This window comes from Pseudomonas sp. FP2294 (assembly GCF_030687625.1).
Taxonomy (GTDB): Bacteria; Pseudomonadota; Gammaproteobacteria; order Pseudomonadales; family Pseudomonadaceae; genus Aquipseudomonas; species Aquipseudomonas shahriarae.
This window is the reverse complement of record NZ_CP117441.1, coordinates 61,855-80,691: the sequence shown is the minus strand read 5'-3', so window position 1 is coordinate 80,691 and position 18,837 is coordinate 61,855. Positions and strand designations below refer to the sequence as shown.

Annotated in this window: 20 protein-coding genes; 11 read left to right on the top strand and 9 right to left on the bottom strand. The window is 61.8% G+C overall.

What is annotated here, in order from left to right:
* Positions 1-9: 9 nt before the first annotated feature.
* Positions 10-300: a cytochrome c5 family protein gene (locus PSH73_RS00395; protein ID WP_057439249.1), complete on the bottom strand. Its 291-nt coding sequence runs from the start codon at positions 298-300 to the stop codon at positions 10-12.
* A 192-nt stretch (positions 301-492) separates the two neighbouring features.
* Here PSH73_RS00395 and yihA point away from each other — a divergent pair, with 192 nt between their 5' ends.
* Complete coding sequence (gene yihA, locus PSH73_RS00390; RefSeq protein WP_032862650.1) at positions 493-1,134, top strand: ribosome biogenesis GTP-binding protein YihA/YsxC; 642 nt, start codon at positions 493-495, stop codon at positions 1,132-1,134.
* A gap of 267 nt (positions 1,135-1,401) precedes the next feature.
* Here the strand turns inward: yihA and polA are convergent, their stop codons facing one another.
* Positions 1,402-4,197, bottom strand: a complete 2,796-nt coding sequence (polA, locus tag PSH73_RS00385; protein ID WP_057957905.1) for a DNA polymerase I — start codon at positions 4,195-4,197, stop codon at positions 1,402-1,404.
* A 74-nt stretch (positions 4,198-4,271) separates the two neighbouring features.
* On the opposite strand from polA, the gene PSH73_RS00380 reads away from it, so the two are divergent.
* Both PSH73_RS00380 and PSH73_RS00375 read left to right on the top strand, forming a co-directional pair.
* The gene (locus PSH73_RS00380; RefSeq protein WP_057444840.1) at positions 4,272-4,562 is read left to right on the top strand and encodes a DUF2782 domain-containing protein; all 291 of its coding nucleotides are present in this window, start codon (positions 4,272-4,274) and stop codon (positions 4,560-4,562) included.
* A 56-nt stretch (positions 4,563-4,618) separates the two neighbouring features.
* Entirely contained in the window at positions 4,619-5,572 is a 954-nt protein-coding gene (locus tag PSH73_RS00375) for a homoserine kinase (RefSeq protein ID WP_057439250.1), read from the top strand.
* Positions 5,573-5,698: 126 nt separating this feature from the next.
* Here PSH73_RS00375 and PSH73_RS00370 read toward each other — a convergent pair whose 3' ends face one another.
* Positions 5,699-6,628, bottom strand: coding sequence for a zinc ABC transporter substrate-binding protein ZnuA (locus PSH73_RS00370; protein WP_057439251.1), 930 nt, complete (start codon positions 6,626-6,628; stop codon positions 5,699-5,701).
* Positions 6,629-6,686: 58 nt separating this feature from the next.
* On the opposite strand from PSH73_RS00370, the gene zur reads away from it, so the two are divergent.
* From zur to PSH73_RS00350, 4 genes are read left to right on the top strand one after another with little or no spacing between them, the layout of a single operon-like run.
* Positions 6,687-7,169, top strand: a complete 483-nt coding sequence (gene zur, locus PSH73_RS00365; protein WP_029290345.1) for a zinc uptake transcriptional repressor Zur — start codon at positions 6,687-6,689, stop codon at positions 7,167-7,169.
* Positions 7,169-7,954, top strand: a complete 786-nt coding sequence (znuC, locus tag PSH73_RS00360) for a zinc ABC transporter ATP-binding protein ZnuC (protein ID WP_057444838.1) — start codon at positions 7,169-7,171, stop codon at positions 7,952-7,954. The genes zur and znuC overlap by 1 nt, the downstream gene beginning before the upstream one ends.
* Positions 7,947-8,735, top strand: a complete 789-nt coding sequence (gene znuB, locus PSH73_RS00355) for a zinc ABC transporter permease subunit ZnuB (protein WP_029290341.1) — start codon at positions 7,947-7,949, stop codon at positions 8,733-8,735. Before znuC ends, znuB begins: the two co-directional genes overlap by 8 nt.
* 37 nt (positions 8,736-8,772) lie before the next feature.
* Complete coding sequence (locus PSH73_RS00350; RefSeq protein WP_120731142.1) at positions 8,773-9,492, top strand: PA5502 family lipoprotein; 720 nt, start codon at positions 8,773-8,775, stop codon at positions 9,490-9,492.
* 66 nt (positions 9,493-9,558) lie between these two features.
* Here PSH73_RS00350 and katE read toward each other — a convergent pair whose 3' ends face one another.
* Positions 9,559-11,700: a catalase HPII gene (gene katE, locus PSH73_RS00345; RefSeq protein ID WP_305461727.1), complete on the bottom strand. Its 2,142-nt coding sequence runs from the start codon at positions 11,698-11,700 to the stop codon at positions 9,559-9,561.
* A 265-nt stretch (positions 11,701-11,965) separates the two neighbouring features.
* On the opposite strand from katE, the gene PSH73_RS00340 reads away from it, so the two are divergent.
* The 3 genes from PSH73_RS00340 to PSH73_RS00330 are packed head-to-tail and all read left to right on the top strand — an operon-like array spanning position 11,966 to position 14,471.
* Positions 11,966-12,973 (top strand): methionine ABC transporter ATP-binding protein, encoded by a 1,008-nt coding sequence (locus PSH73_RS00340; RefSeq protein WP_057439253.1) that lies wholly within the window; start codon positions 11,966-11,968, stop codon positions 12,971-12,973.
* A complete protein-coding gene (locus tag PSH73_RS00335; protein WP_029290333.1) occupies positions 12,973-13,647 on the top strand; it encodes a methionine ABC transporter permease in 675 nt (224 codons plus the stop codon). The genes PSH73_RS00340 and PSH73_RS00335 overlap by 1 nt, the downstream gene beginning before the upstream one ends.
* A 50-nt stretch (positions 13,648-13,697) precedes the next feature.
* Positions 13,698-14,471: a MetQ/NlpA family ABC transporter substrate-binding protein gene (locus tag PSH73_RS00330; protein WP_057444837.1), complete on the top strand. Its 774-nt coding sequence runs from the start codon at positions 13,698-13,700 to the stop codon at positions 14,469-14,471.
* Positions 14,472-14,637: 166 nt separating this feature from the next.
* Here PSH73_RS00330 and PSH73_RS00325 read toward each other — a convergent pair whose 3' ends face one another.
* From PSH73_RS00325 to PSH73_RS00305, 5 genes are read right to left on the bottom strand one after another with little or no spacing between them, the layout of a single operon-like run.
* Complete coding sequence (locus tag PSH73_RS00325; protein ID WP_057439255.1) at positions 14,638-15,273, bottom strand: SCO family protein; 636 nt, start codon at positions 15,271-15,273, stop codon at positions 14,638-14,640.
* Positions 15,270-16,169 (bottom strand): heme o synthase, encoded by a 900-nt coding sequence (cyoE, locus tag PSH73_RS00320; protein WP_057444836.1) that lies wholly within the window; start codon positions 16,167-16,169, stop codon positions 15,270-15,272. Before cyoE ends, PSH73_RS00325 begins: the two co-directional genes overlap by 4 nt.
* A complete protein-coding gene (locus PSH73_RS00315) occupies positions 16,157-17,236 on the bottom strand; it encodes a heme A synthase (protein ID WP_128593083.1) in 1,080 nt (359 codons plus the stop codon). Before PSH73_RS00315 ends, cyoE begins: the two co-directional genes overlap by 13 nt.
* 10 nt (positions 17,237-17,246) lie before the next feature.
* Positions 17,247-17,840 (bottom strand): hypothetical protein, encoded by a 594-nt coding sequence (locus tag PSH73_RS00310; RefSeq protein ID WP_115129339.1) that lies wholly within the window; start codon positions 17,838-17,840, stop codon positions 17,247-17,249.
* Positions 17,806-18,546, bottom strand: coding sequence for an SURF1 family protein (locus PSH73_RS00305; RefSeq protein WP_057439256.1), 741 nt, complete (start codon positions 18,544-18,546; stop codon positions 17,806-17,808). Before PSH73_RS00305 ends, PSH73_RS00310 begins: the two co-directional genes overlap by 35 nt.
* An 85-nt stretch (positions 18,547-18,631) precedes the next feature.
* Here PSH73_RS00305 and PSH73_RS00300 point away from each other — a divergent pair, with 85 nt between their 5' ends.
* Entirely contained in the window at positions 18,632-18,835 is a 204-nt protein-coding gene (locus PSH73_RS00300; RefSeq protein ID WP_017528731.1) for a twin transmembrane helix small protein, read from the top strand.
* Positions 18,836-18,837 lie beyond the last annotated feature (2 nt).

Below are 18,837 nucleotides of genomic sequence, written 5' to 3'. Positions count from 1 at the left end.
GGACCGGGTCTACTCGCTCATCAAAACAATGATGGCCTGGTAATCCTCGGCACGGCATTCCATGCACAAACCACGCGGCGGCATCGCCTTGAAACCCTGGGTCACATGCTGCACCAGCGTATCCATGCCTTGCGCCAGTCTCGGCGCCCAGGCTGCCTGGTCACCCCGCTTGGGGGCCATTGGCAACTGCCCGGCATGACAAGCCGCACAAACGCGGTTGTACACAGCTTCCGGATCCTGTGTAGCCTGCGCACTGTAAAGTGGTATCAGGACACCGACAGCTAGCAGCCACTGGGTCATACGTCGACCTTTTCAGGGTTTGGAAGCGTTTTGCGTTCTAATGCGCAATAAAGGTCTATCGCTCCCGTGAACTTCATCCTTCGCTGGGACAAAGCACACACAAAATCTGCGGCATTATATACTGGCGCCACTGAAACGGGAACGACACTACTTGCCGCACCCATTCCCGGCACCGCCCACATCGGAAATCCCATGCAACTCAAGAACCCCATCCTCGGTCTGTGCCAACAGTCCACGTTCATGCTCAGCGCCGCCAAAGTCGACCAATGCCCCGACGACGAAGGCTTTGAAGTGGCCTTCGCCGGGCGCTCCAACGCCGGTAAGTCCAGCGCGCTCAACACCCTGACCCATGCCAGCCTGGCTCGCACCTCGAAAACCCCGGGCCGCACACAGCTGCTCAACTTCTTCAAGCTAGACGATGATCGGCGTCTGGTCGACCTGCCGGGCTACGGTTACGCAAAAGTACCTATCCCATTGAAGCTGCACTGGCAGCGTCACCTGGAAGCCTATCTGGGTGGCCGCGAAAGTCTGAAAGGGCTGATCCTGATGATGGATATCCGTCATCCAATGACCGATTTCGACCTGTTGATGCTCGATTGGGCGGTCGCCAGTGGCATGCCAATGCATATTTTGCTGACCAAGGCCGACAAATTGACCTACGGCGCAGCCAAGAACACCTTGCTCAAAGTGCAGGCCGAAATCCGTAAGGGTTGGGGTGATGCGATCACTATCCAGCTGTTCTCGGCGCCCAAGCGCATGGGCCTGGAAGACGCCTATACCGTGCTGGCAGGCTGGATGGAGCTGGCGGACAAGGGCGCGGAAATCGCCGAGTAACTTTTCTGCAGGCAAAAAAAACCCCGGACTTCGTATGGGGAGGGGAAGTTCGGGGTCCAAGTTCCGGACCGCTAGGGCGGGGTCCAGATATCTGCCAACACTTAACACAACATAGGAGCATTGAAGGGCTTCACCACCCATTCAGTAACTCTGAGTGACTTTTCATGGGTTAAGTTCCGGCGCCCGGAAAAACTATTGGAAATAACTCTCGGAGCTTTCCGATCTATAGGCAGTGCTGCGACGTCATGCCGCAGCACTGCCAGATGATCAGTGCGCCTGGTCCCAGTTATCGCCCACCCCGACTTCCACCAGCAGTGGCACATCCAGGCTCGCCGCACCGCTCATGTGCTCGCGAATCTTCTCGCTGACCTCAGCCACCAGGTCTTCGCGGACCTCCAGTACCAATTCATCGTGTACCTGCAGGATGACCTTGGCGTCCAACCCCGACTCCGTCAGCCAGTTGTCGACCTTGACCATGGCTTTCTTGATGATATCGGCGGCAGTGCCCTGCATCGGCGCGTTGATCGCGGTACGCTCTGCGCCCGCGCGCTCCTGGGGCTTGTTGGAGTGGATATCCGGCAGATACAGGCGGCGCCCGAACAGGGTTTCCACATAGCCCTGGTCGGATGCCTGGGCACGGGTGCGCTCCATGTACTCGCGCACCCCTGGGTAGCGGGCAAAGTACACATCGATGTAGGCCTTGGCCGTCTTGGTATCGACGCCAATATCCTTGCCCAGCTTCTGCGCGCCCATGCCGTAGATCAGGCCGAAGTTGATCGCCTTGGCGCTACGGCGCTGGTCGGACGTGACCTCACCCAGCTCGACCTTGAACACCTCGGCCGCCGTGGCCGTGTGTACATCCAGGTTGTCGCGGAAGGCGTTGAGCAAGCCCTCGTCCTTGGACAGGTGCGCCATGATCCGCAGTTCGATCTGCGAGTAGTCCGCCGCCAGCAGCTTGTAGCCCTTGGGCGCAACGAACGCCTGGCGGATCCGCCGGCCTTCGGCGGTGCGCACCGGGATGTTCTGCAGGTTCGGATCACTGGACGACAAACGCCCGGTAGCGGCCACGGCCTGATGATAAGAGGTGTGGATCCGCCCCGTGCGCGGGTTGATCTGCTCGGGCAAACGGTCCGTGTAGGTGCTTTTGAGTTTGCTCATGCTGCGGTACTGCATCAGCACCTTAGGCAATGGATAGTCATCTTCGGCCAGCTTGGCCAGCACTTCCTCGGCGGTAGAGGCCTGGCCCTTGCCAGTCTTCTTCAACACCGGCAGCCCGAGTTTTTCGTAGAGGATTGCCCCCAATTGCTTGGGCGAACCCAGGTTGAACTCCTCGCCGGCGATTTCATACGCCTGACGCTCCAGTTCCACCATCTTGTTGCCCAGCTCGATGCTCTGCACGCCGAGCAGCGCGGCATCTACCAGGGCACCCTGGCGCTCGATCCGCGCCAGTACCGGCACCAATGGCATCTCGATATCCGTCAGCACACTGGCCAGACTCGGCAGGGCGCAGAGTTGTTCGTAAAGGGCCAGGTGCAGGCGCAGGGTCACATCGGCATCTTCAGCAGCGTAGGGACCGGCCTGCTCCAGGGCAATCTGGTCGAAGGTCAGCTGTTTGGCGCCTTTGCCGGCGATGTCCTGAAAGCTGACGGTGTCATGCTCCAAGTACTTCTTCGCCAGGCTGTCCATGTCGTGCCGGGTCGCGGTGGAGTTCAGCACGTAGGATTCGAGCATGGTGTCGAAGGCGATGCCGCGCACGGTGATGCCGTGCGCCGGGTCGCCGCCAATGGCGCAATTGGCCAGGATATTCATGTCGAACTTGGCGTGCTGACCGACCTTGAGCTTGTTCGGGTCTTCCAGCAGCGGCTTGAGAGCCAACAACACCGTATCGCGGTCCAGTTGCTCGGGCACGCCGATGTAGGAATGGGTGAGCGGGATGTAGGCCGCTTCATTGGCCTGCACCGCAAATGAAACCCCCACCAGTTGCGCCTGCTGGGCGTCGACACCGGTGGTTTCGGTATCAAAGGCAAACAACTTCGCGTCATTGAGTTTTTTCAACCAGACGTCAAAGCGGGCCTGGTCGAGGATGGTCTCGTACTGCGCTTCGACCGGGGCCACAGGCGCTTGGGCCGCAACTGCAACCTGAGCCGGTGCAACGTCAGCGGCAGCCTTGAGCTCGACCCGCTTGGCATCACGCTGAATCTCATCGATCCAGCTCTTGAACTCCAGCAGGGTGTACAGCTCAAGCAGCTTCTCGCGATCCGGCTCGATCAGGTGCAAGTCTTCCAGGCCAACATCCAGGGGCACATCGACCTTGATGGTCGCCAACTGGTAGGACAGGAACGCCATCTCTTTGTGCTCTTCCAGCTTGGCCGGCAGGGTCTTGGCCCCACGGATCGGCAAGCTCGGGACAATATCGAGCTGCTCGTAGAGCTCTTTCAATCCGCCGTTCACACCGACCAGCAGTCCCGAAGCGGTCTTAGGACCGATACCGGGAACACCCGGGATGTTGTCGGAGGAATCGCCCATCAACGCCAGATAGTCGATGATCTGCTCGGGAGCGACACCAAATTTCTCCTTTACGCCGTCCACATCCATGGCGCTACCGGTCATGGTGTTGACCAAGGTAATGTGCCCATCGACCAACTGCGCCATGTCCTTGTCACCCGTGGAGATCACCACCGGGCGGTCGGCAGCCGCACTGCTGCGGGCCAGGGTGCCGATCACGTCGTCGGCCTCGACACCTTCGACACACAGCAGCGGGAAGCCCAGGGCGATCACGCTCTGGTGCAGCGGCTCGATCTGCACGCGCATGTCATCGGGCATGCTCGGGCGGTTGGCCTTGTATTCGGCGTACATGTCATCGCGAAATGTCCCGCCCTTGGCGTCGAACACTACCGCGAACGGACTGTCCGGGTACTGCTTGCGCAGGCTTTTGAGCATGTTCAACACGCCCTTGACCGCACCGGTCGGCAGGCCTTTGGACGTAGTCAGCGGCGGCAGCGCGTGGAAGGCGCGGTACAGATATGAAGAACCGTCCACCAGGACGAGGGGGGCTTGGCTCATGAGCAGGATCAACCTTTTCGGCGGGTCTGGCGCTAGAATAGCCGGACCATTGACAACAAAGGGACAAGGTTATCATGCGCACATTCAATCGCCTGCTGTTGACCGGCCTGATTGCACTCGCTCCGATGGCTGCCATAGCGGCAGACGATGCTCCTTCGGGCGATCCGGAAGTCACCATTCGCACGGAAGGCGACAAGACCATCCAGGAATACCGCCAAAACGGCTTCCTGTACGCAATCAAGGTAACGCCCAAGGGCGGCAAACCGTATTTTCTGGTGCGCGCGGACGGAACCGATGCGAACTTCATCCGCTCGGACCAGCCGGATATGCTGATCCCGTCATGGAAGATCTTCGAATGGAAATGATTTCTTAATTTTAATCGGCGCTGCGGCCCGCGGCGCCCGTACTGGCAGTTTTAACCATGTCTGTGTTCACCCCCCTGGCTCGGCCCGAGCTGGAAACCTTTCTCGCCCCTTACGGGCTCGGCCGCCTGCTCGATTTCCAGGGGATTGCCGCTGGTAGCGAAAACACCAACTTCTTTATCAGCCTGGAACAGGGCGAATTTGTCCTGACCCTGGTTGAACGCGGCCCCGTGGACGAAATGCCGTTTTTCATCGAACTGCTCGACGTACTCCACGACGCCGACCTGCCCGTGCCTTACGCCCTGCGCACCACCGACGGCGTGGCCCTGCGCGAATTGGCAGGCAAGCCGGCGCTGCTGCAACCGCGCCTGGCGGGCAAGCACATCCAGGACGCCAACGCCCAGCATTGCGTGCAAGTAGGCGAGTTGCTCGGCCACTTGCACCTGGCCACCCAGGGCGACAAGGTGCTGGAGCGCAAGACCGATCGTGGGTTGGACTGGATGCTCGAGGAGGGCGCGCAGCTGATTTCACACCTCGACGCCCACCAGCAGCAGCTGTTGCAAACGGCACTGGATGAAATCCAGCAACACAAGGAGCAGATCCTCACGCTGCCCCGCGCCAACCTCCACGCCGACCTGTTTCGCGACAACGCGATGTTCGAAGGCACCCACCTGACCGGGTTGATCGACTTCTACAACGCGTGCTCCGGGCCGATGCTGTACGACGTGGCGATTGCCCTGAATGACTGGTGCTCGGACGCCGCCGGGGTGATCGATGGCCATCGCGCCCGCGCACTGCTGGGCGCCTACGCGGCACTGCGGCCGTTCAGCGCCAAGGAAGCCGAGCTGTGGCCGACCATGTTGCGCGTGGCGTGTGTGCGGTTTTGGCTGTCACGGCTGATTGCTGCCGAGTCGTTTGCCGGGCAGGACGTGCTGATTCACGATCCAGTGGAGTTCCAGCAACGACTGGAGCAGCGCCAGCAGGCCACTCTCCAACTGCCGTTCGCCCTCTGACGCTGTGGGAGCGGGCTTGCCCGTGATGAGGGCGTGTCAGTCGCCTAATCAGCGCCTGATACACCGCTATCGCGGGCAAGTCCGCTCCCACACAAGCCTGCTGCCACAGGGGTTCTATGTCGTCGGTTACAGCGACTCCAGGCACCCTGCCAAATCGTTACCCAGTTTCTCCAGCAACTGCTCATACCCCTGGCCCGTGGCCGGGGTGTAGCCGCCCAGGGCATCCAACTCCGCCAGTTTCACCGGCAGGCCAGCCACCAGGGTCTCGGCCAGGCGCGGGCGCAAGGGTGGCTCGCTGAACACGCAGGTCTTGCCCACTTCCTGCAGGCGGGTGCGCATCGCCGCCACATGCTGGGCACCGGGTTGTACCTCGGCGGCCACGCTGAACACGCCGGTGTGCTTGAGGCCGTAGGCATCTTCAAAGTAATCGAAGGCTTCGTGGAAGACGAAGTAAGGCTTGCCGGCGATCCCCGTCAGGCGCGCTTTCAAACGCAGGTCCAAGGCATCCAGGCGCCCGTTGAACGCTTGCAGGTTGCTCTGGTAGCGCTCTGCGTTGGCGGGGTCAGCCGCGCTCAAGTCCGCCGCCATCCTGGCCGCAATCACCCGCGCATTCACCGGCGACAACCACAAGTGGGCATCCAGGCTGCCGGGGCGATGATCGTGATCATGATCGTCGGCTTCTTCGCCATGGGAGTGATGATCTTCGGCGAAATGCCGCAGCTTCAGGCCCGGCAGTTCCTGCACGGCCACTGTGGGCAAGTTGCGCCCCTTGAGGACCCGTGGCAGGAAGCCTTCCATGTCCGGACCGATCCAATACAGCAGATCCACCGACTGCACACGCCGTACGTCGGATGGGCGCAATGCGTAGTTATGCGGCGAGGCTCCCGGAGGCAGCAACACCTCTGGAACCGCCACGCCGTCCTGCACAGCGGCGGCAATCAGCTGTAAGGGTTTGATGCTGGTGAGCACCCGAACCTCGGCCTGGGCAGCTCCGGCAATCAATAAACTGGTGACAAATACGACAAAAACGGCAAAAAGTCGGGACACGATAAGCACTCAAGTCAGCAGGAACGGGTAACATAATAACGTCTCTCACAAATATCTGTCGCCGCTCATGCCTAAAACACCGCTTGCCAGCCGTCCCCACGACCACTCTCACTGCGTGCACAACGCACTGTCGGAGGCCGATGCCCTGTGCGCACGCCAAGGCCTGCGCCTGACCGCCCTGCGTCGGCGGGTGCTGGAACTGGTGTGGCAGAGCCACAAGCCACTGGGTGCCTACGACATTCTCGGCGTGCTCAGCGAGCAGGACGGTCGCCGCGCCGCGCCGCCCACGGTGTACCGTGCGCTGGACTTCCTGCTGGAAAATGGCCTGGTGCACCGCATCGCCTCGTTGAACGCGTTTGTCGGCTGCAACCACCCGGAACACGCGCATCAGGGCCAGTTCCTGATCTGCCGCGAATGCCACGCCGCCATCGAACTTGAACAAAAAAGCATCAGCGACGCGATTATCAAGAGTGCCGGCGATGTCGGCTTCCGAGTCGAAGGGCAGACCGTCGAAGTGGTTGGCATCTGCTCGGGCTGCCAGGGGGCTTGATGAGCACTGCGCTGATCCGCCTGGAACAGGTCGGCGTCACGTTCGCCGACCAGAACGTGCTGGACAACATTGACCTGAGCGTCGAGCCGGGGCAGATCGTCACCCTAATCGGCCCCAACGGCGCCGGCAAGACCACCCTCGTACGCGCGGTACTGGGGCTGCTCAAGCCCGATAGCGGCAGTGTCTGGCGCAAGCCCAAGCTGCGCATCGGCTACATGCCGCAAAAACTGCACGTCGATCCGACCTTGCCGCTCTCGGTGCTGCGTTTCCTGCGCCTGGTACCGGGCGTGGACCGCACTCGCGCCCAGGCTGCGCTCAAGGAAGTGGGTGCCGAGCAGGTCATCGACAGCCCGGTCCAAAGCATCTCCGGCGGCGAAATGCAGCGCGTGCTGCTGGCCCGCGCCCTGCTGCGCGAACCCGAATTGCTGGTGCTCGATGAACCGGTGCAGGGCGTCGACGTCGCCGGCCAGGCCGAGCTCTACAGCCTGATCACCCGCCTGCGCGACCGGCATGGCTGCGGCGTGCTGATGGTGTCCCATGACCTGCACCTAGTGATGAGCACCACCGACCAGGTGGTCTGCCTCAATCGCCACGTCTGCTGCTCCGGCCACCCGGAGCAGGTCAGCGGCGACCCGGCGTTCGTCGAGCTGTTCGGCAAAAACGCCCAGAGCCTGGCGATCTACCACCACCGTCACGACCATGCCCACGACCTGCATGGCGCCGTGGTCGCCGATCCGACTGCCCCTCATACCCACGTCCACGGAGATGGCTGCAAGCATGGCTGATTTTCTGCTCTACGCCCTGCTTGCAGGCTTGGCTCTGGCGCTGGTGGCGGGCCCGCTGGGTTCGTTCGTGGTCTGGCGACGCATGGCCTACTTTGGCGACACCTTGTCCCACGCCGCCTTGCTCGGCGTGGCCCTGGGCTTTTTGCTGGACGTCAGCCCGACCATTGCCGTGACCGTCGGCTGCCTGCTGCTGGCGGTGCTGCTGGTGACCCTGCAACAGCGCCAGCCACTGGCATCGGACACGCTGCTGGGGATCCTTGCGCCGAGCACCCTGTCCCTGGGCCTGGTGGTGCTGAGCTTTATGCATGAAGTGCGGATCGACCTGATGGCCTATCTGTTCGGCGACCTGCTGGCCATCAGCCCCACGGACCTCGCCTGGATTCTCGGCGGCAGCGCTGCGGTGCTGATTCTGCTGGTAGCCCTGTGGCGACCGCTGCTGGCAATTACCGTCCACGAACAGCTGGCCACTGTCGAAGGCCTGCCCGTACCAGCGCTGCGCATGACCCTGATGTTGCTGATCGCGGTGGTGATTGCTGTCGCAATGAAGATAGTCGGCGTATTGTTGATCACGTCGCTATTGATCATCCCCGCCGCCGCCGCCCAGCGTCATGCACGCTCGCCGGAACAGATGGCGGTTGGCGCCAGTTTGCTGGGGATGCTTGCCGTGTGTGGTGGCCTGGCACTGTCCTGGTTCAAGGACACCCCGGCCGGGCCGTCGATTGTGGTCACGGCCGCCGCACTGTTTCTGCTGAGTTTTGTCCTGCCCCGTCGAGGGGTGTAGACTTGCTCGCTTTTTGCGCAATTAGAGAGTCGCAGGAATGAAGCCGTTCACCTCCCGTTATCTGCTCCTTGCCGCATTTTCCCTGCTGCTGGGCGCCTGCCAAAGCACCCCGCCCGTCGCCCCCGAGGTGCCGGATGCGCGCGCTGTGGCCATTGCACAGCTGGAACAAAACCTGGCCAGCAGTGAGCTGGCCACCGCCGAGGACCAACTCGCCGCGTTGCAGGCCCAATCGCCCGACGACCCGGCACTCGAGCCGTATCAGCGCCAACTGGCCGAGGCCTATTTGCAGCGCAGCCAGATCGTCCTGCAGAAAGGCGATGTCAACGCCGCCGCTACGGCCTTGAGCCGCGCCCGGGCGTTGATGCCCAAGGCTCCCGCGCTGACCGGTGGGGTCAACAACGCCATCGCCCACGCCCGCAAAGCCGAGCTGGATAAAGCCGAAGCCGCCCTGAAAGCTGCCGAAGCCAAGCCGCCAGCCAAGGTCATCGACCCCACCGCCGAAAGCACCACGGTGGCGCTGAACCTCACGGATATCCAGGAATTGCGCCATCAACTGGATGCCATCGCCACCGATGTGGTGAATTACCAGTGTGATGTGAGCATCCAGGTGCCGCGCACCGAGGATTACCCGTGGTTGAGCACGCTGCTGACTAAACGGGTAAAGCGGATTGATTCAGGGTACGACCTGAAGATTCATCGGCAGATCCTCAGGCATATTCCGGCGCAGGTTGTGTTGATTCCGCGTAAAGCCGACTGAAGCCAATCGCGGGCAGTGCGACGATTCGACTTGCCCGCGATGGCGCCCTATCAAGCAACCAATGACTTAAGCCGGAACCGCCTTGGCCCTAGGCTCCCGTTCCCAGACCCGATGCTGGGCAATCGCCGCAATAAACGCCTTCAACGCCTTGGCATCCCCGCCGACAATCAGTCCCGCATCCGCCTCCAGCTTCAACACCGCCAGCAACTGCTTCGCCTCACCCGCCAAGGCAATCGCCTTCAAATGCTTGTACGCCTCCAGCAGGTAATGCAACGCCACGCCGTCGCCGCTCAACGCCTGGATCGACTTCGCCCCACCCGGCACAAACACCGCATCGAACGCGACTGACGGCAAGCCTTCCATCGAGGCATCCACCGCCAGGCTCTTGCCATCGGCGGTGGTCACCGGCGCTGAGGTCGGCCCAAGCAACTTGGCATGGGCGCCTTCTGCGGCCAGCGCCTTTTTCAGCGCGGCAATCGCGGCACCATCCACACCATTGGCCGCCAGGATCGCCACCTTGCGCGTCTTGATATCCCCCGACAGCAGGTTGGCCTGGCTCAAGGCCGGCGAACGCTCCGGTGCGGTCTTGCGCACCGGCACGGTGCCTTTTTTCGGCGCCGGCAGGCCCAGGTTCGCGGCCACGCGCTTGGCCAGGCCCAGGTCGATATTGGCCAGGATCTCATTGACCTGACGCGCGCGGATAAACTCACGCTCGACCTTGCCCAGCTCAAAGCTGTAGGCCGCGATGATGTGCTCCTGCTCGTGCTTGCTCATGCTGTTGAAGAACAGGCGCGCCTGGGAGAAATGGTCGCTGAACGATTCACTGCGCTCACGGATCTTGTGCGCGTCGATGCGCTCCGGGTACGACTCGAAACCGCCGTCCTGTGCTGCCGGCGGGGTTTCTTTCGGCCAGCCGCCATCAATAGAGTTCGGCTCATAGGACGCGCGGCCTTTATCGACGGTGCTGCGGTGCATGGCATCGCGCTGGTTGTTATGCAGGGGCGTCAGCGGCTGGTTGATCGGCAACTGGTGAAAGTTCGGGCCACCTAGACGGCTGATCTGTGTGTCGGTGTAGGAAAACAACCGACCTTGCAGCAGCGGGTCATTGGAGAAGTCGATACCCGGCACGATATGGCCTGGGCAGAACGCGACCTGTTCAACTTCAGCGAAGAAGTTGTCCGGGTTGCGATTGAGCACCATCTTGCCTAGCGGGGTGATGGGCACCAACTCTTCCGGAATCAACTTGGTCGGGTCGAGGATATCGAAATCGAACGCGTGCTCCTTATCTTCCGGAATCACCTGTACGCCCAATTCCCACTCCGGGTAATCGCCCATCTCGATCGCATCCCACAGATCGCGACGGTGGTAGTCGGTATCTTTACCGGCCAACTTTTGCGCTTCGTCCCACACCAGGGAGCAGGTACCCGCTGTCGGGCGCCAGTGGAATTTGACGAAGTTGGATTGACCCTCGGCATTCACCAGACGGAACGTGTGCACCCCAAAACCCTGCATGCTGCGCAGGCTTTTTGGAATGGCGCGGTCGGACATCGCCCAGATCACCATGTGCGCCGATTCCGGCTGCAGCGAGACAAAATCCCAGAACGTGTCGTGAGCCGAGCCGCCGGTAGGAATTTCGTTGTGCGGCTCAGGCTTTACCGCATGCACGAAGTCAGGAAACTTGATCGCGTCCTGAATGAAAAATACCGGCATGTTGTTGCCCACCAGGTCGAAGTTGCCTTCGTCGGTGAAGAACTTCACGGCAAAGCCGCGCACGTCACGCACCGTATCGCCTGAACCACGCGGGCCCTGCACTGTGGAAAAACGCGTGAACACCGGGGTTTTACGGCCTGGGTCACGCAGGAAACCCGCCTTGGTCAGCGCCGAATGGTTTTCATAGGTCTGGAAGTAGCCATGGGCGCCAGTGCCGCGGGCGTGCACGATGCGCTCCGGGATACGTTCATGGTCAAAGTGCGTGATTTTTTCACGCATGATGAAATCTTCCAGCAGCGAAGGCCCCCGGGCGCCAGCTTTCAGGGTGTTCTGGTTATCGGAGATTTTCACCCCCTGGTTGGTGCGCAGCGCCTGGCCAGTGGCGTCGGAACGGAATTTTTCCAGGCTTTGCAGCTTGGCATTGGTGTTGCCACGGTCCAGGGTATCGGTGCCTGCAAGCTCGCTCTTGGGCGGCGTAGCGGGTTTTTTGGTACTCATCAGACAAAACTCCTCGTTTGCGTAGGCCAGAGCGGTCCCTGGCTCGTGTGAGCAAAACCCCGGGCACGGCACCCGGGAAATCGAGTTGCTTAAGTAGTGACTGACGGGATTTTTTACCGTTCCTTTTTTATGACCTTTGATCGCGTTATTGCCAAATCGCTGGTTGAATACGAAATAAATGCTAAGAAACGCTATACGGACAGGCTAAAATGCGCGCCCGGCTAACCGCTGATCCCTTTTCAATGCGCCCCACAAGGTTCGCTACGTGATCGAGTTTCATAACGTCCATAAAACCTACCGGGTCGCCGGCAAGGATATTCCCGCACTGCACCCCACCAGCCTGCGCGTCGAGAACGGCCAGGTGTTTGGCCTCATCGGCCATTCCGGCGCGGGAAAAAGTACCCTGCTGCGCCTGATCAATCGTCTGGAAGAGCCTTCGGGCGGCCAGATCAAGGTCGATGACGAAGAAGTCACCGCCCTGGATGCCAACGGCCTGCGCCGTTTCCGGCAGCAGGTCGGGATGATCTTCCAGCACTTCAACCTGCTGGCCTCCAAGACCGTCGCCGACAACGTCGCGCTGCCACTGACCCTGGCGGGCGAACTGTCGCGCCGCGAGATTGATGCGCGGGTGGCCGAGCTGCTGGACCGGGTCGGCCTCGCAGACCATGCCAAGAAGTACCCGGCGCAGTTGTCCGGCGGCCAGAAGCAGCGCGTCGGTATCGCCCGCGCCCTGGCCACCAAACCGAAAATCCTGCTGTGCGACGAAGCCACCAGTGCCCTCGACCCGCAGACCACCGCCTCGGTCCTGCAACTGCTGGCCGAGATCAACCGCGAGTTGAAGCTGACCATCGTGTTGATCACCCATGAAATGGACGTGATCCGCCGTGTCTGCGACCAGGTCGCCGTGATGGACGCCGGGGTGATTGTCGAGCAAGGCCCGGTGGCCGACGTGTTCCTGCACCCCAAGCACCCGACCACCAAGCGTTTTGTGCAGGAAGCCGAGCAGGTCGATGAAGGCGAGCAGCGTGATGTGTTCGCCCATGTGCCAGGCCGCATCGTGCGCCTGACGTTCCAGGGCGAAGCGACCTACGCGCCACTGCTGGGTACCGTCGCCCGCGAAACGGGTGTGGACTACAGCATCCTCGCCGGTCGTATCGACCACATCAAAGATACCCCTTACGGGCAACTGACCCTGGCCATCACCGGCGGTGACATGGAAGCGGCGTTCGCGCGCTTTACCGCAGCCGATGTGCATATGGAGGTCCTGCGTTAATGGACGTGCTACTGCATTACTTCGACAACGTCGACTGGGCTGATATCTGGGTTGCCACCAGCGACACCATGCTGATGCTCAGCACCTCGCTGTTTTTCACCGTCCTGGTCGGCCTGCCACTGGGCATCCTGCTGTTTCTTTTCAGCCCACGGCAGTTGCTGGAGCAGAAAACCACTTATGCCGCCCTGGCATTCGTGGTCAACGCCATCCGCTCTCTGCCGTTTATCATTCTGTTGATCGTGATGATCCCCACCACGGTGTTCCTCACCGGCACTTCGCTGGGCGTGGCCGGTGCGATTCCACCGCTGGTGGTAGGCGCTTCGACGTTCTTCGCACGGCTGGTGGAAACCGCCCTGCGCGAGGTCGATCGCGGCATCATCGAGGCGACCCAGGCCATGGGCGCCACCACACGGCAGATCATCACCAAGGCGCTGCTGCCCGAGGCAAAGCCGGGCATCATTGCTGCAATCACCGTGACCGCCATTGCCCTGGTGGGCTACACCGCCATGGCGGGTGTGGTGGGGGCCGGCGGCCTGGGCGACCTGGCGATCCGTTATGGCTACCAGCGCTTCCAGGATGACGTCATGGTCGTGACCGTGGTGATGTTGATTGTGCTGGTGCAGATTCTGCAAACCATCGGCGATAAGCTGGTGACACACTACTCTCGAAAATAAAGGCGATTGCCGGCCCCCGCCGGCAGATGCCCGAACAAGGAGCTTGTTGGATGAAAAAACTACTGGTTGCTTTCGCCGCGGTTGCCGCGTTTTCCGCCCACGCCGCCGAAACCCTGACGGTCGCCGCCACACCGGTGCCGCACGCGGAAATCCTTGAATTCGTGAAGCCGGCCCTGGCCGCGCAAGGCGTGGACCTGAAGGTCAAGGTGTTCACCGACTACGTGCAGCCGAACGTACAGGTGGCCGAGAAGCGCCTGGACGCCAACTTCTTCCAGCACCAGCCGTACCTGGATGAGTTCAACAAAGCCAAGGGCACCCACCTGGTCAGCGTCGCCGGCGTGCACCTGGAGCCACTGGGCGCGTACTCCAGCAAGTACAAGACCCTGGCCGAGCTGCCGAACGGTGCCAATGTAGTGATCCCTAACGACGCCACCAACGGCGGCCGCGCGCTGTTGCTGCTGGCCAACCAGGGCCTGATCACCTTGAAGAACCCGACCGATATCCTGTCGACCATCAAGGACATCACCGGCAACGAAAAAGGTCTGAAATTCCGCGAACTGGAAGCCGCCACCCTGCCGCGCGTGCTGACCCAGGTCGACCTGGCGCTGATCAACACCAACTACGCCCTGGAAGCCAAGCTGGACCCTTCCAAGGATGCCCTGGCGATCGAAGGCAACGACTCGCCTTACGTCAACATCCTGGTGACCCGCGAGGACAACAAGGATTCGGACGCGGTGCAGAAGCTGGTCAAAGCCCTGAAGACCCCGGAAGTGAAGAAATTCATCAACGAGAAGTACAAAGGGGCGATCCTGCCGGCGTTCTGATCGGGCTCCAACACACCGCAGTTCAGAATGTGGGAGCAGCTTTATGTGGGAGCGGGTTTGCTCGCGATGCAGGCGCCGCGGTGTATCAGTTACACCGCGGTGATGCTATCGCGAGCAAGCCCGCTCCCACATTTGTTTTGTATGGTCAGCAAAATAGCCGTTCGGCTCAGTTGCGCTGCAACAACCCCGGCAACTGCGCCACCAGCTTCTGGTTGTTCAACGGCGCACGAATAAACCCGCGCTGGGTGCCGTCCGGGCCGATCAACGCCAAGTTACCGCTATGGTCGACGGTGTAGTTCGGCTTGCTGGTATCCGCCGGAATAAACGGAATGCTCACGGCATTCGAGACCTTCTGCACCTCTTCCACATTCGCCCCGGTCAGGCCTGCAAATTGCGGATCGAAGTAGCTCAGGTATTGCTTGAGCTGAGTCGGCGTGTCGCGATGCGGGTCAACGCTGACCAGGATCACTTGCAGCTTATCCACCACGTCCTTGGGCAGCTCGCTCTTGATCTGCCGCAACTGGGCGAGGGTGGTCGGGCAAATGTCCGGGCAGAAGGTGTAGCCAAAGAACAGCACGCTCCACTTGCCCTTCAACTCATTGACCAGTACCGGCTGGCCGTCCTGGTTGGTCATGGTCACAGGCGGCAGCTGGCGGCTTTGCGGCAGCAGGATAATGCCCGCGTCGATCAATGCCGTGGGGTCGCCCTGGCCCTTGCCAGACAGCACTTTGTTGACGGTCAGGCCCATGATCAACGCCACCAGGGCCACCAGGATAAAGACAGTTTTTTGAGTTCGAGTCATAGGTTCAACAATAAGTAGTGGTCTACGAGCAGGGCGATAAATAGCAAAAACAGGTACCAGATAGAGTACTTGAAGGTATTGATCGCCGCGTGCGGCCGACTGCCACGGTACAGCACCCAGGCCCATTGCAGAAAGCGCGCGCCCAGAACCAGCGCACACCCCAGGTACAACAGCCCGCTCATATGGATCACATAGGGCATCAGGCTCACCGCCAGCAGCGCGAAGGTGTAGAGCAGGATATGCACCTTGGTGTAGTGCTCGCCGTGGGTCACCGGCAGCATCGGGATATCGGCCTTGGCGTACTCCTCCTTGCGATGGATGGCCAGGGCCCAGAAGTGCGGCGGGGTCCAGGCGAAGATAATCAGCACCAGCAACAACGGCTCGGCACTCACATGCCCGGTGACCGCCACCCAACCGAGCAACGGCGGCGCCGCGCCGGCCAGGCCGCCGATCACGATGTTCTGTGGCGTCGCCCGCTTGAGAAAACCGGTGTAGATCACCGCATAGCCCAGCAGTGAGGCCAAGGTCAGCCAGGCCGCCAGTGGGTTGGTAAACGCCAGTAACAAGCCCAGCCCGGCCACCGCCAGCGCCAGGGCAAATGTCAGCGCGGCGGCCGGCGACACCCGGCCTTCCGCCAGCGGCCGCTTATGGGTGCGCGCCATCAGCGCGTCGATGCGCCGGTCCACCACATGGTTGACCGCCGCTGCGCCGCCGGCACACAGGGCAATCCCCAGGTTGCCGAAGATCAGCACCGTCCACGGCACCCCGGCGCGGGTGGCGAGAAACATACCCACCAGCGAGGTGATCAACATCAGCACCACCACCTTGGGCTTGGTCAGCTCCAGGTAGTCGCGCCAGATCGCCTGGCTGTGACGCTCGCCAATCAAGGTCGCCATGGCATCTCTCCTTTAAGGGTAATCAGACCCGACACGTGCTTGCGCGGGCTGAAGCGCCAACCGAACGGCACTTGATGGCGGACCCGCACCAGGCTGGTACGGGCGTGGTAATTGACCAGCACCAGGGTCAGCAGCAACGCTGCACCGCCGGCGTTATGGGCGACCGCCACCGGCAGCGGCAAATGAAAGTACACATTGCTCAGGCCCAGGCCGATCTGCACGGCCAGGGCGACCAGCAGCAGGCCCGCCAGGCGGGTCATGCCCACCGCCTTGAGCTGCCAGGCCAGGCCCAGCAGCGCCACAGTCACCACCAGCGCGCCCAGGCGATGGGTCAGGTGAATCGCCGTACGCGCATCACTGTCCAGTTGCCCGCCCAGGTAGTTGGGGCCGATATGCTGGGTCAGGTGAAAGCCATTGGCAAAATCCGCCGCCGGCCACCACTCGCCATGGCAGGTCGGCAAGTCGATACAGGCCACCGCCGCATAGTTGGAACTGACCCAGCCGCCGAGGGCGATCTGCCCGATCACCAGCACCAGGCCGGCGGTGGCCCAATACTGCAAACGCCGGGGCACGATCAGCGCCGGCAACACCCCGGACAGACGCAGGGTCAACAGAAACAACAGGCTTAACGTCGCGAAGCCACCCAGCAAATGCCCAGTGACCACCTGCGGCCAGAGCTTGAGCGTCACCGTCCACATGCCAAAGGCTGCCTGGGCAAACACCACAACCAGCAGGAACAGCGGCAGCTTCAACGGCTGCCCCGGATGCCGGCGATGGGTCCAGGCGCGGGTGGCCAACAGCGCGATCAACAACCCCAGGGTGCCCGCCGCATAGCGATGGACCATCTCGTTCCAGCCTTTGTCGGCCTCCACCGGCGTGTCCGGGAAGTGCAACTCGGCATGGGCCAACTGGGCCTCGCTTTTCGGCACGCTGATAAAGCCATAGCAACCCGGCCAGTCCGGGCAACCGAGGCCGGCATGGGTCAGGCGCGTGTAGGCGCCCAGCAGCACCACAATCAGCGCCAGCAGGGTGGCAAACAGCGCGAGGCGAAATCCAGGTTTGGCCATGACGATGCCCTTATCCGATATTCGACAGTTTCAGCAGGTGGCGCAGGTCGTTGAGCAGATCCTTGCCCTTGACCCGCGCGTCATAGCGCAGCACCAGGTTGCCGTGGGGGTCAACGATCCACAGTTGCGCATCGCCCGGCGCGGCGGCATTTTGCTTGAAGGTCGGCAGGTCCAGGGGCAAGCGCCGCAATTGCGGGTATTCGGCTTTGAGCTTGGCCTCGTACGCGGCGCTGACCGGCTGCGCACTGGCCAGGGCATGGCTGGCACGGGACGCATCACGCCCCAGGCCGATCTGCAGTTGGCGCGCGAGGTAGACCAACTGCTGGCAATCGGCGGCGCAGGCCGCGGGTGCGGTCACCAGCAATTGCCAGCGCCCCTCGTCGGCCTGTACGCCGATATCGGCGCGGGTCTGGCCGTTGCCGATCATCTCGCCATGATCACTGCGGTTATCCGGCACCCAGAACTGCCACTTGTACATCAGGGTCGCCAGCACCATCGGGCCGATCACCATCAGCAGGATCAGAATCAGTTGCCAGCGCCCCTTGCTGCGATTGGGCGCCGCTGGCGTGTCAGACATGTTGAGTGGATTCATGGCCGCTCCCATGGTGCTTCTCCCTTGCGTTGTGCCAGCCGAGGTAGAGGTAAAGGCCCAGCAACGCCAGCGCCATGGCGAACCACTGCACGGCATACCCCACGTGTTTTTCCGGCCCCATGGCCACCACCGGCCATTGGGTTTCATAGGTCGCCGGGCCCGCTTCGGCCCGTAGTTCAAAGGCAAACCCGCTGCGCTCCAGCTCGGCCCACAGCGCCTGCGGGTGCAGCGCCGTCAGCAGGCGCGGCCATTGCGCGGCTGCCGGGTCGGCGTGTAGCTGGAACGTCTCGCCGGGGGCGACATACACCCAGGCGTTGATATTCAAAGGTTGGTCGGGGGTGGTGAAAGCTGGCGGCGTGCGCCGATCCGGCCACGGCAGCCAGCCGCGATTGAGCAACAGCCACTGGCCGCTGGCCTGGTCATGAAAGGGTTGCAGCAACTCGACGCCGGCCTTGCCGTCGCGCATGCGGTTATCCAGCAGCACGCTGTGCCCGGCATCGAACTCCCCGCGCAACTGCACCCGGCGAAAGGCCGGATCAGCCACCGCCGCCAGTTGCGCAACGCTGAGAGGCTGCGCCGCCCGGCGCTCGGCGTAACTCTGGAGCAGCGCCTGTTTTTCCTGGCCACGGGACAACTGCCAAAAACCCAGGAACACCATCAACGGCAGCAACACCAGCACCACCAGGGTCGGTGCAATCCCGGGGCGAAAGCGTTTCATGGCGTTACCGCGAAGGTCGATGCTGCGCTGGCTATACTGAATCTCATTGCCCGCCCCTCAAAATAAAGAGCCCTGGAGCCTGACCATGCTCAAAGCCGCTATTGCCCTGATGCTGATCGCTACTGTAGTGAGCCTGTTCAGTGGCTTGTTCTTTCTGGTCAAGGACGAAGGCCACTCCAATCGCCTCGTCACCGCCTTGACCGTGCGTGTGGTGCTGGCCGTGATCACCCTGGCGCTGATCACCTGGGGGTTCTTCAGCGGCCAGCTGGTTTCCCACGCCCCCTGGTAAGT

What these genes read in the sequence shown, in the direction of transcription:
- polA (WP_057957905.1), bottom strand. Translation starts at nt 4,197, where the DNA reads ATGAGCCAAGCCCCCCTCGTCCTGGTGGACGGTTCTTCATATCTGTAC.
- cyoE (WP_057444836.1), bottom strand. Translation starts at nt 16,169, where the DNA reads ATGGCGACCTTGATTGGCGAGCGTCACAGCCAGGCGATCTGGCGCGAC.
- PSH73_RS00315 (WP_128593083.1), bottom strand. Translation starts at nt 17,236, where the DNA reads ATGGCCAAACCTGGATTTCGCCTCGCGCTGTTTGCCACCCTGCTGGCG.
- PSH73_RS00380 (WP_057444840.1), top strand. Translation starts at nt 4,272, where the DNA reads ATGCGCACATTCAATCGCCTGCTGTTGACCGGCCTGATTGCACTCGCT.
- zur (WP_029290345.1), top strand. Translation starts at nt 6,687, where the DNA reads ATGCCTAAAACACCGCTTGCCAGCCGTCCCCACGACCACTCTCACTGC.
- PSH73_RS00305 (WP_057439256.1), bottom strand. Translation starts at nt 18,546, where the DNA reads ATGAAACGCTTTCGCCCCGGGATTGCACCGACCCTGGTGGTGCTGGTG.
- PSH73_RS00350 (WP_120731142.1), top strand. Translation starts at nt 8,773, where the DNA reads ATGAAGCCGTTCACCTCCCGTTATCTGCTCCTTGCCGCATTTTCCCTG.
- znuB (WP_029290341.1), top strand. Translation starts at nt 7,947, where the DNA reads ATGGCTGATTTTCTGCTCTACGCCCTGCTTGCAGGCTTGGCTCTGGCG.
- znuC (WP_057444838.1), top strand. Translation starts at nt 7,169, where the DNA reads ATGAGCACTGCGCTGATCCGCCTGGAACAGGTCGGCGTCACGTTCGCC.
- PSH73_RS00325 (WP_057439255.1), bottom strand. Translation starts at nt 15,273, where the DNA reads ATGACTCGAACTCAAAAAACTGTCTTTATCCTGGTGGCCCTGGTGGCG.
- PSH73_RS00395 (WP_057439249.1), bottom strand. Translation starts at nt 300, where the DNA reads ATGACCCAGTGGCTGCTAGCTGTCGGTGTCCTGATACCACTTTACAGT.
- yihA (WP_032862650.1), top strand. Translation starts at nt 493, where the DNA reads ATGCAACTCAAGAACCCCATCCTCGGTCTGTGCCAACAGTCCACGTTC.
- PSH73_RS00330 (WP_057444837.1), top strand. Translation starts at nt 13,698, where the DNA reads ATGAAAAAACTACTGGTTGCTTTCGCCGCGGTTGCCGCGTTTTCCGCC.
- PSH73_RS00375 (WP_057439250.1), top strand. Translation starts at nt 4,619, where the DNA reads ATGTCTGTGTTCACCCCCCTGGCTCGGCCCGAGCTGGAAACCTTTCTC.
- katE (WP_305461727.1), bottom strand. Translation starts at nt 11,700, where the DNA reads ATGAGTACCAAAAAACCCGCTACGCCGCCCAAGAGCGAGCTTGCAGGC.
- PSH73_RS00300 (WP_017528731.1), top strand. Translation starts at nt 18,632, where the DNA reads ATGCTCAAAGCCGCTATTGCCCTGATGCTGATCGCTACTGTAGTGAGC.
- PSH73_RS00310 (WP_115129339.1), bottom strand. Translation starts at nt 17,840, where the DNA reads ATGGGAGCGGCCATGAATCCACTCAACATGTCTGACACGCCAGCGGCG.
- PSH73_RS00335 (WP_029290333.1), top strand. Translation starts at nt 12,973, where the DNA reads ATGGACGTGCTACTGCATTACTTCGACAACGTCGACTGGGCTGATATC.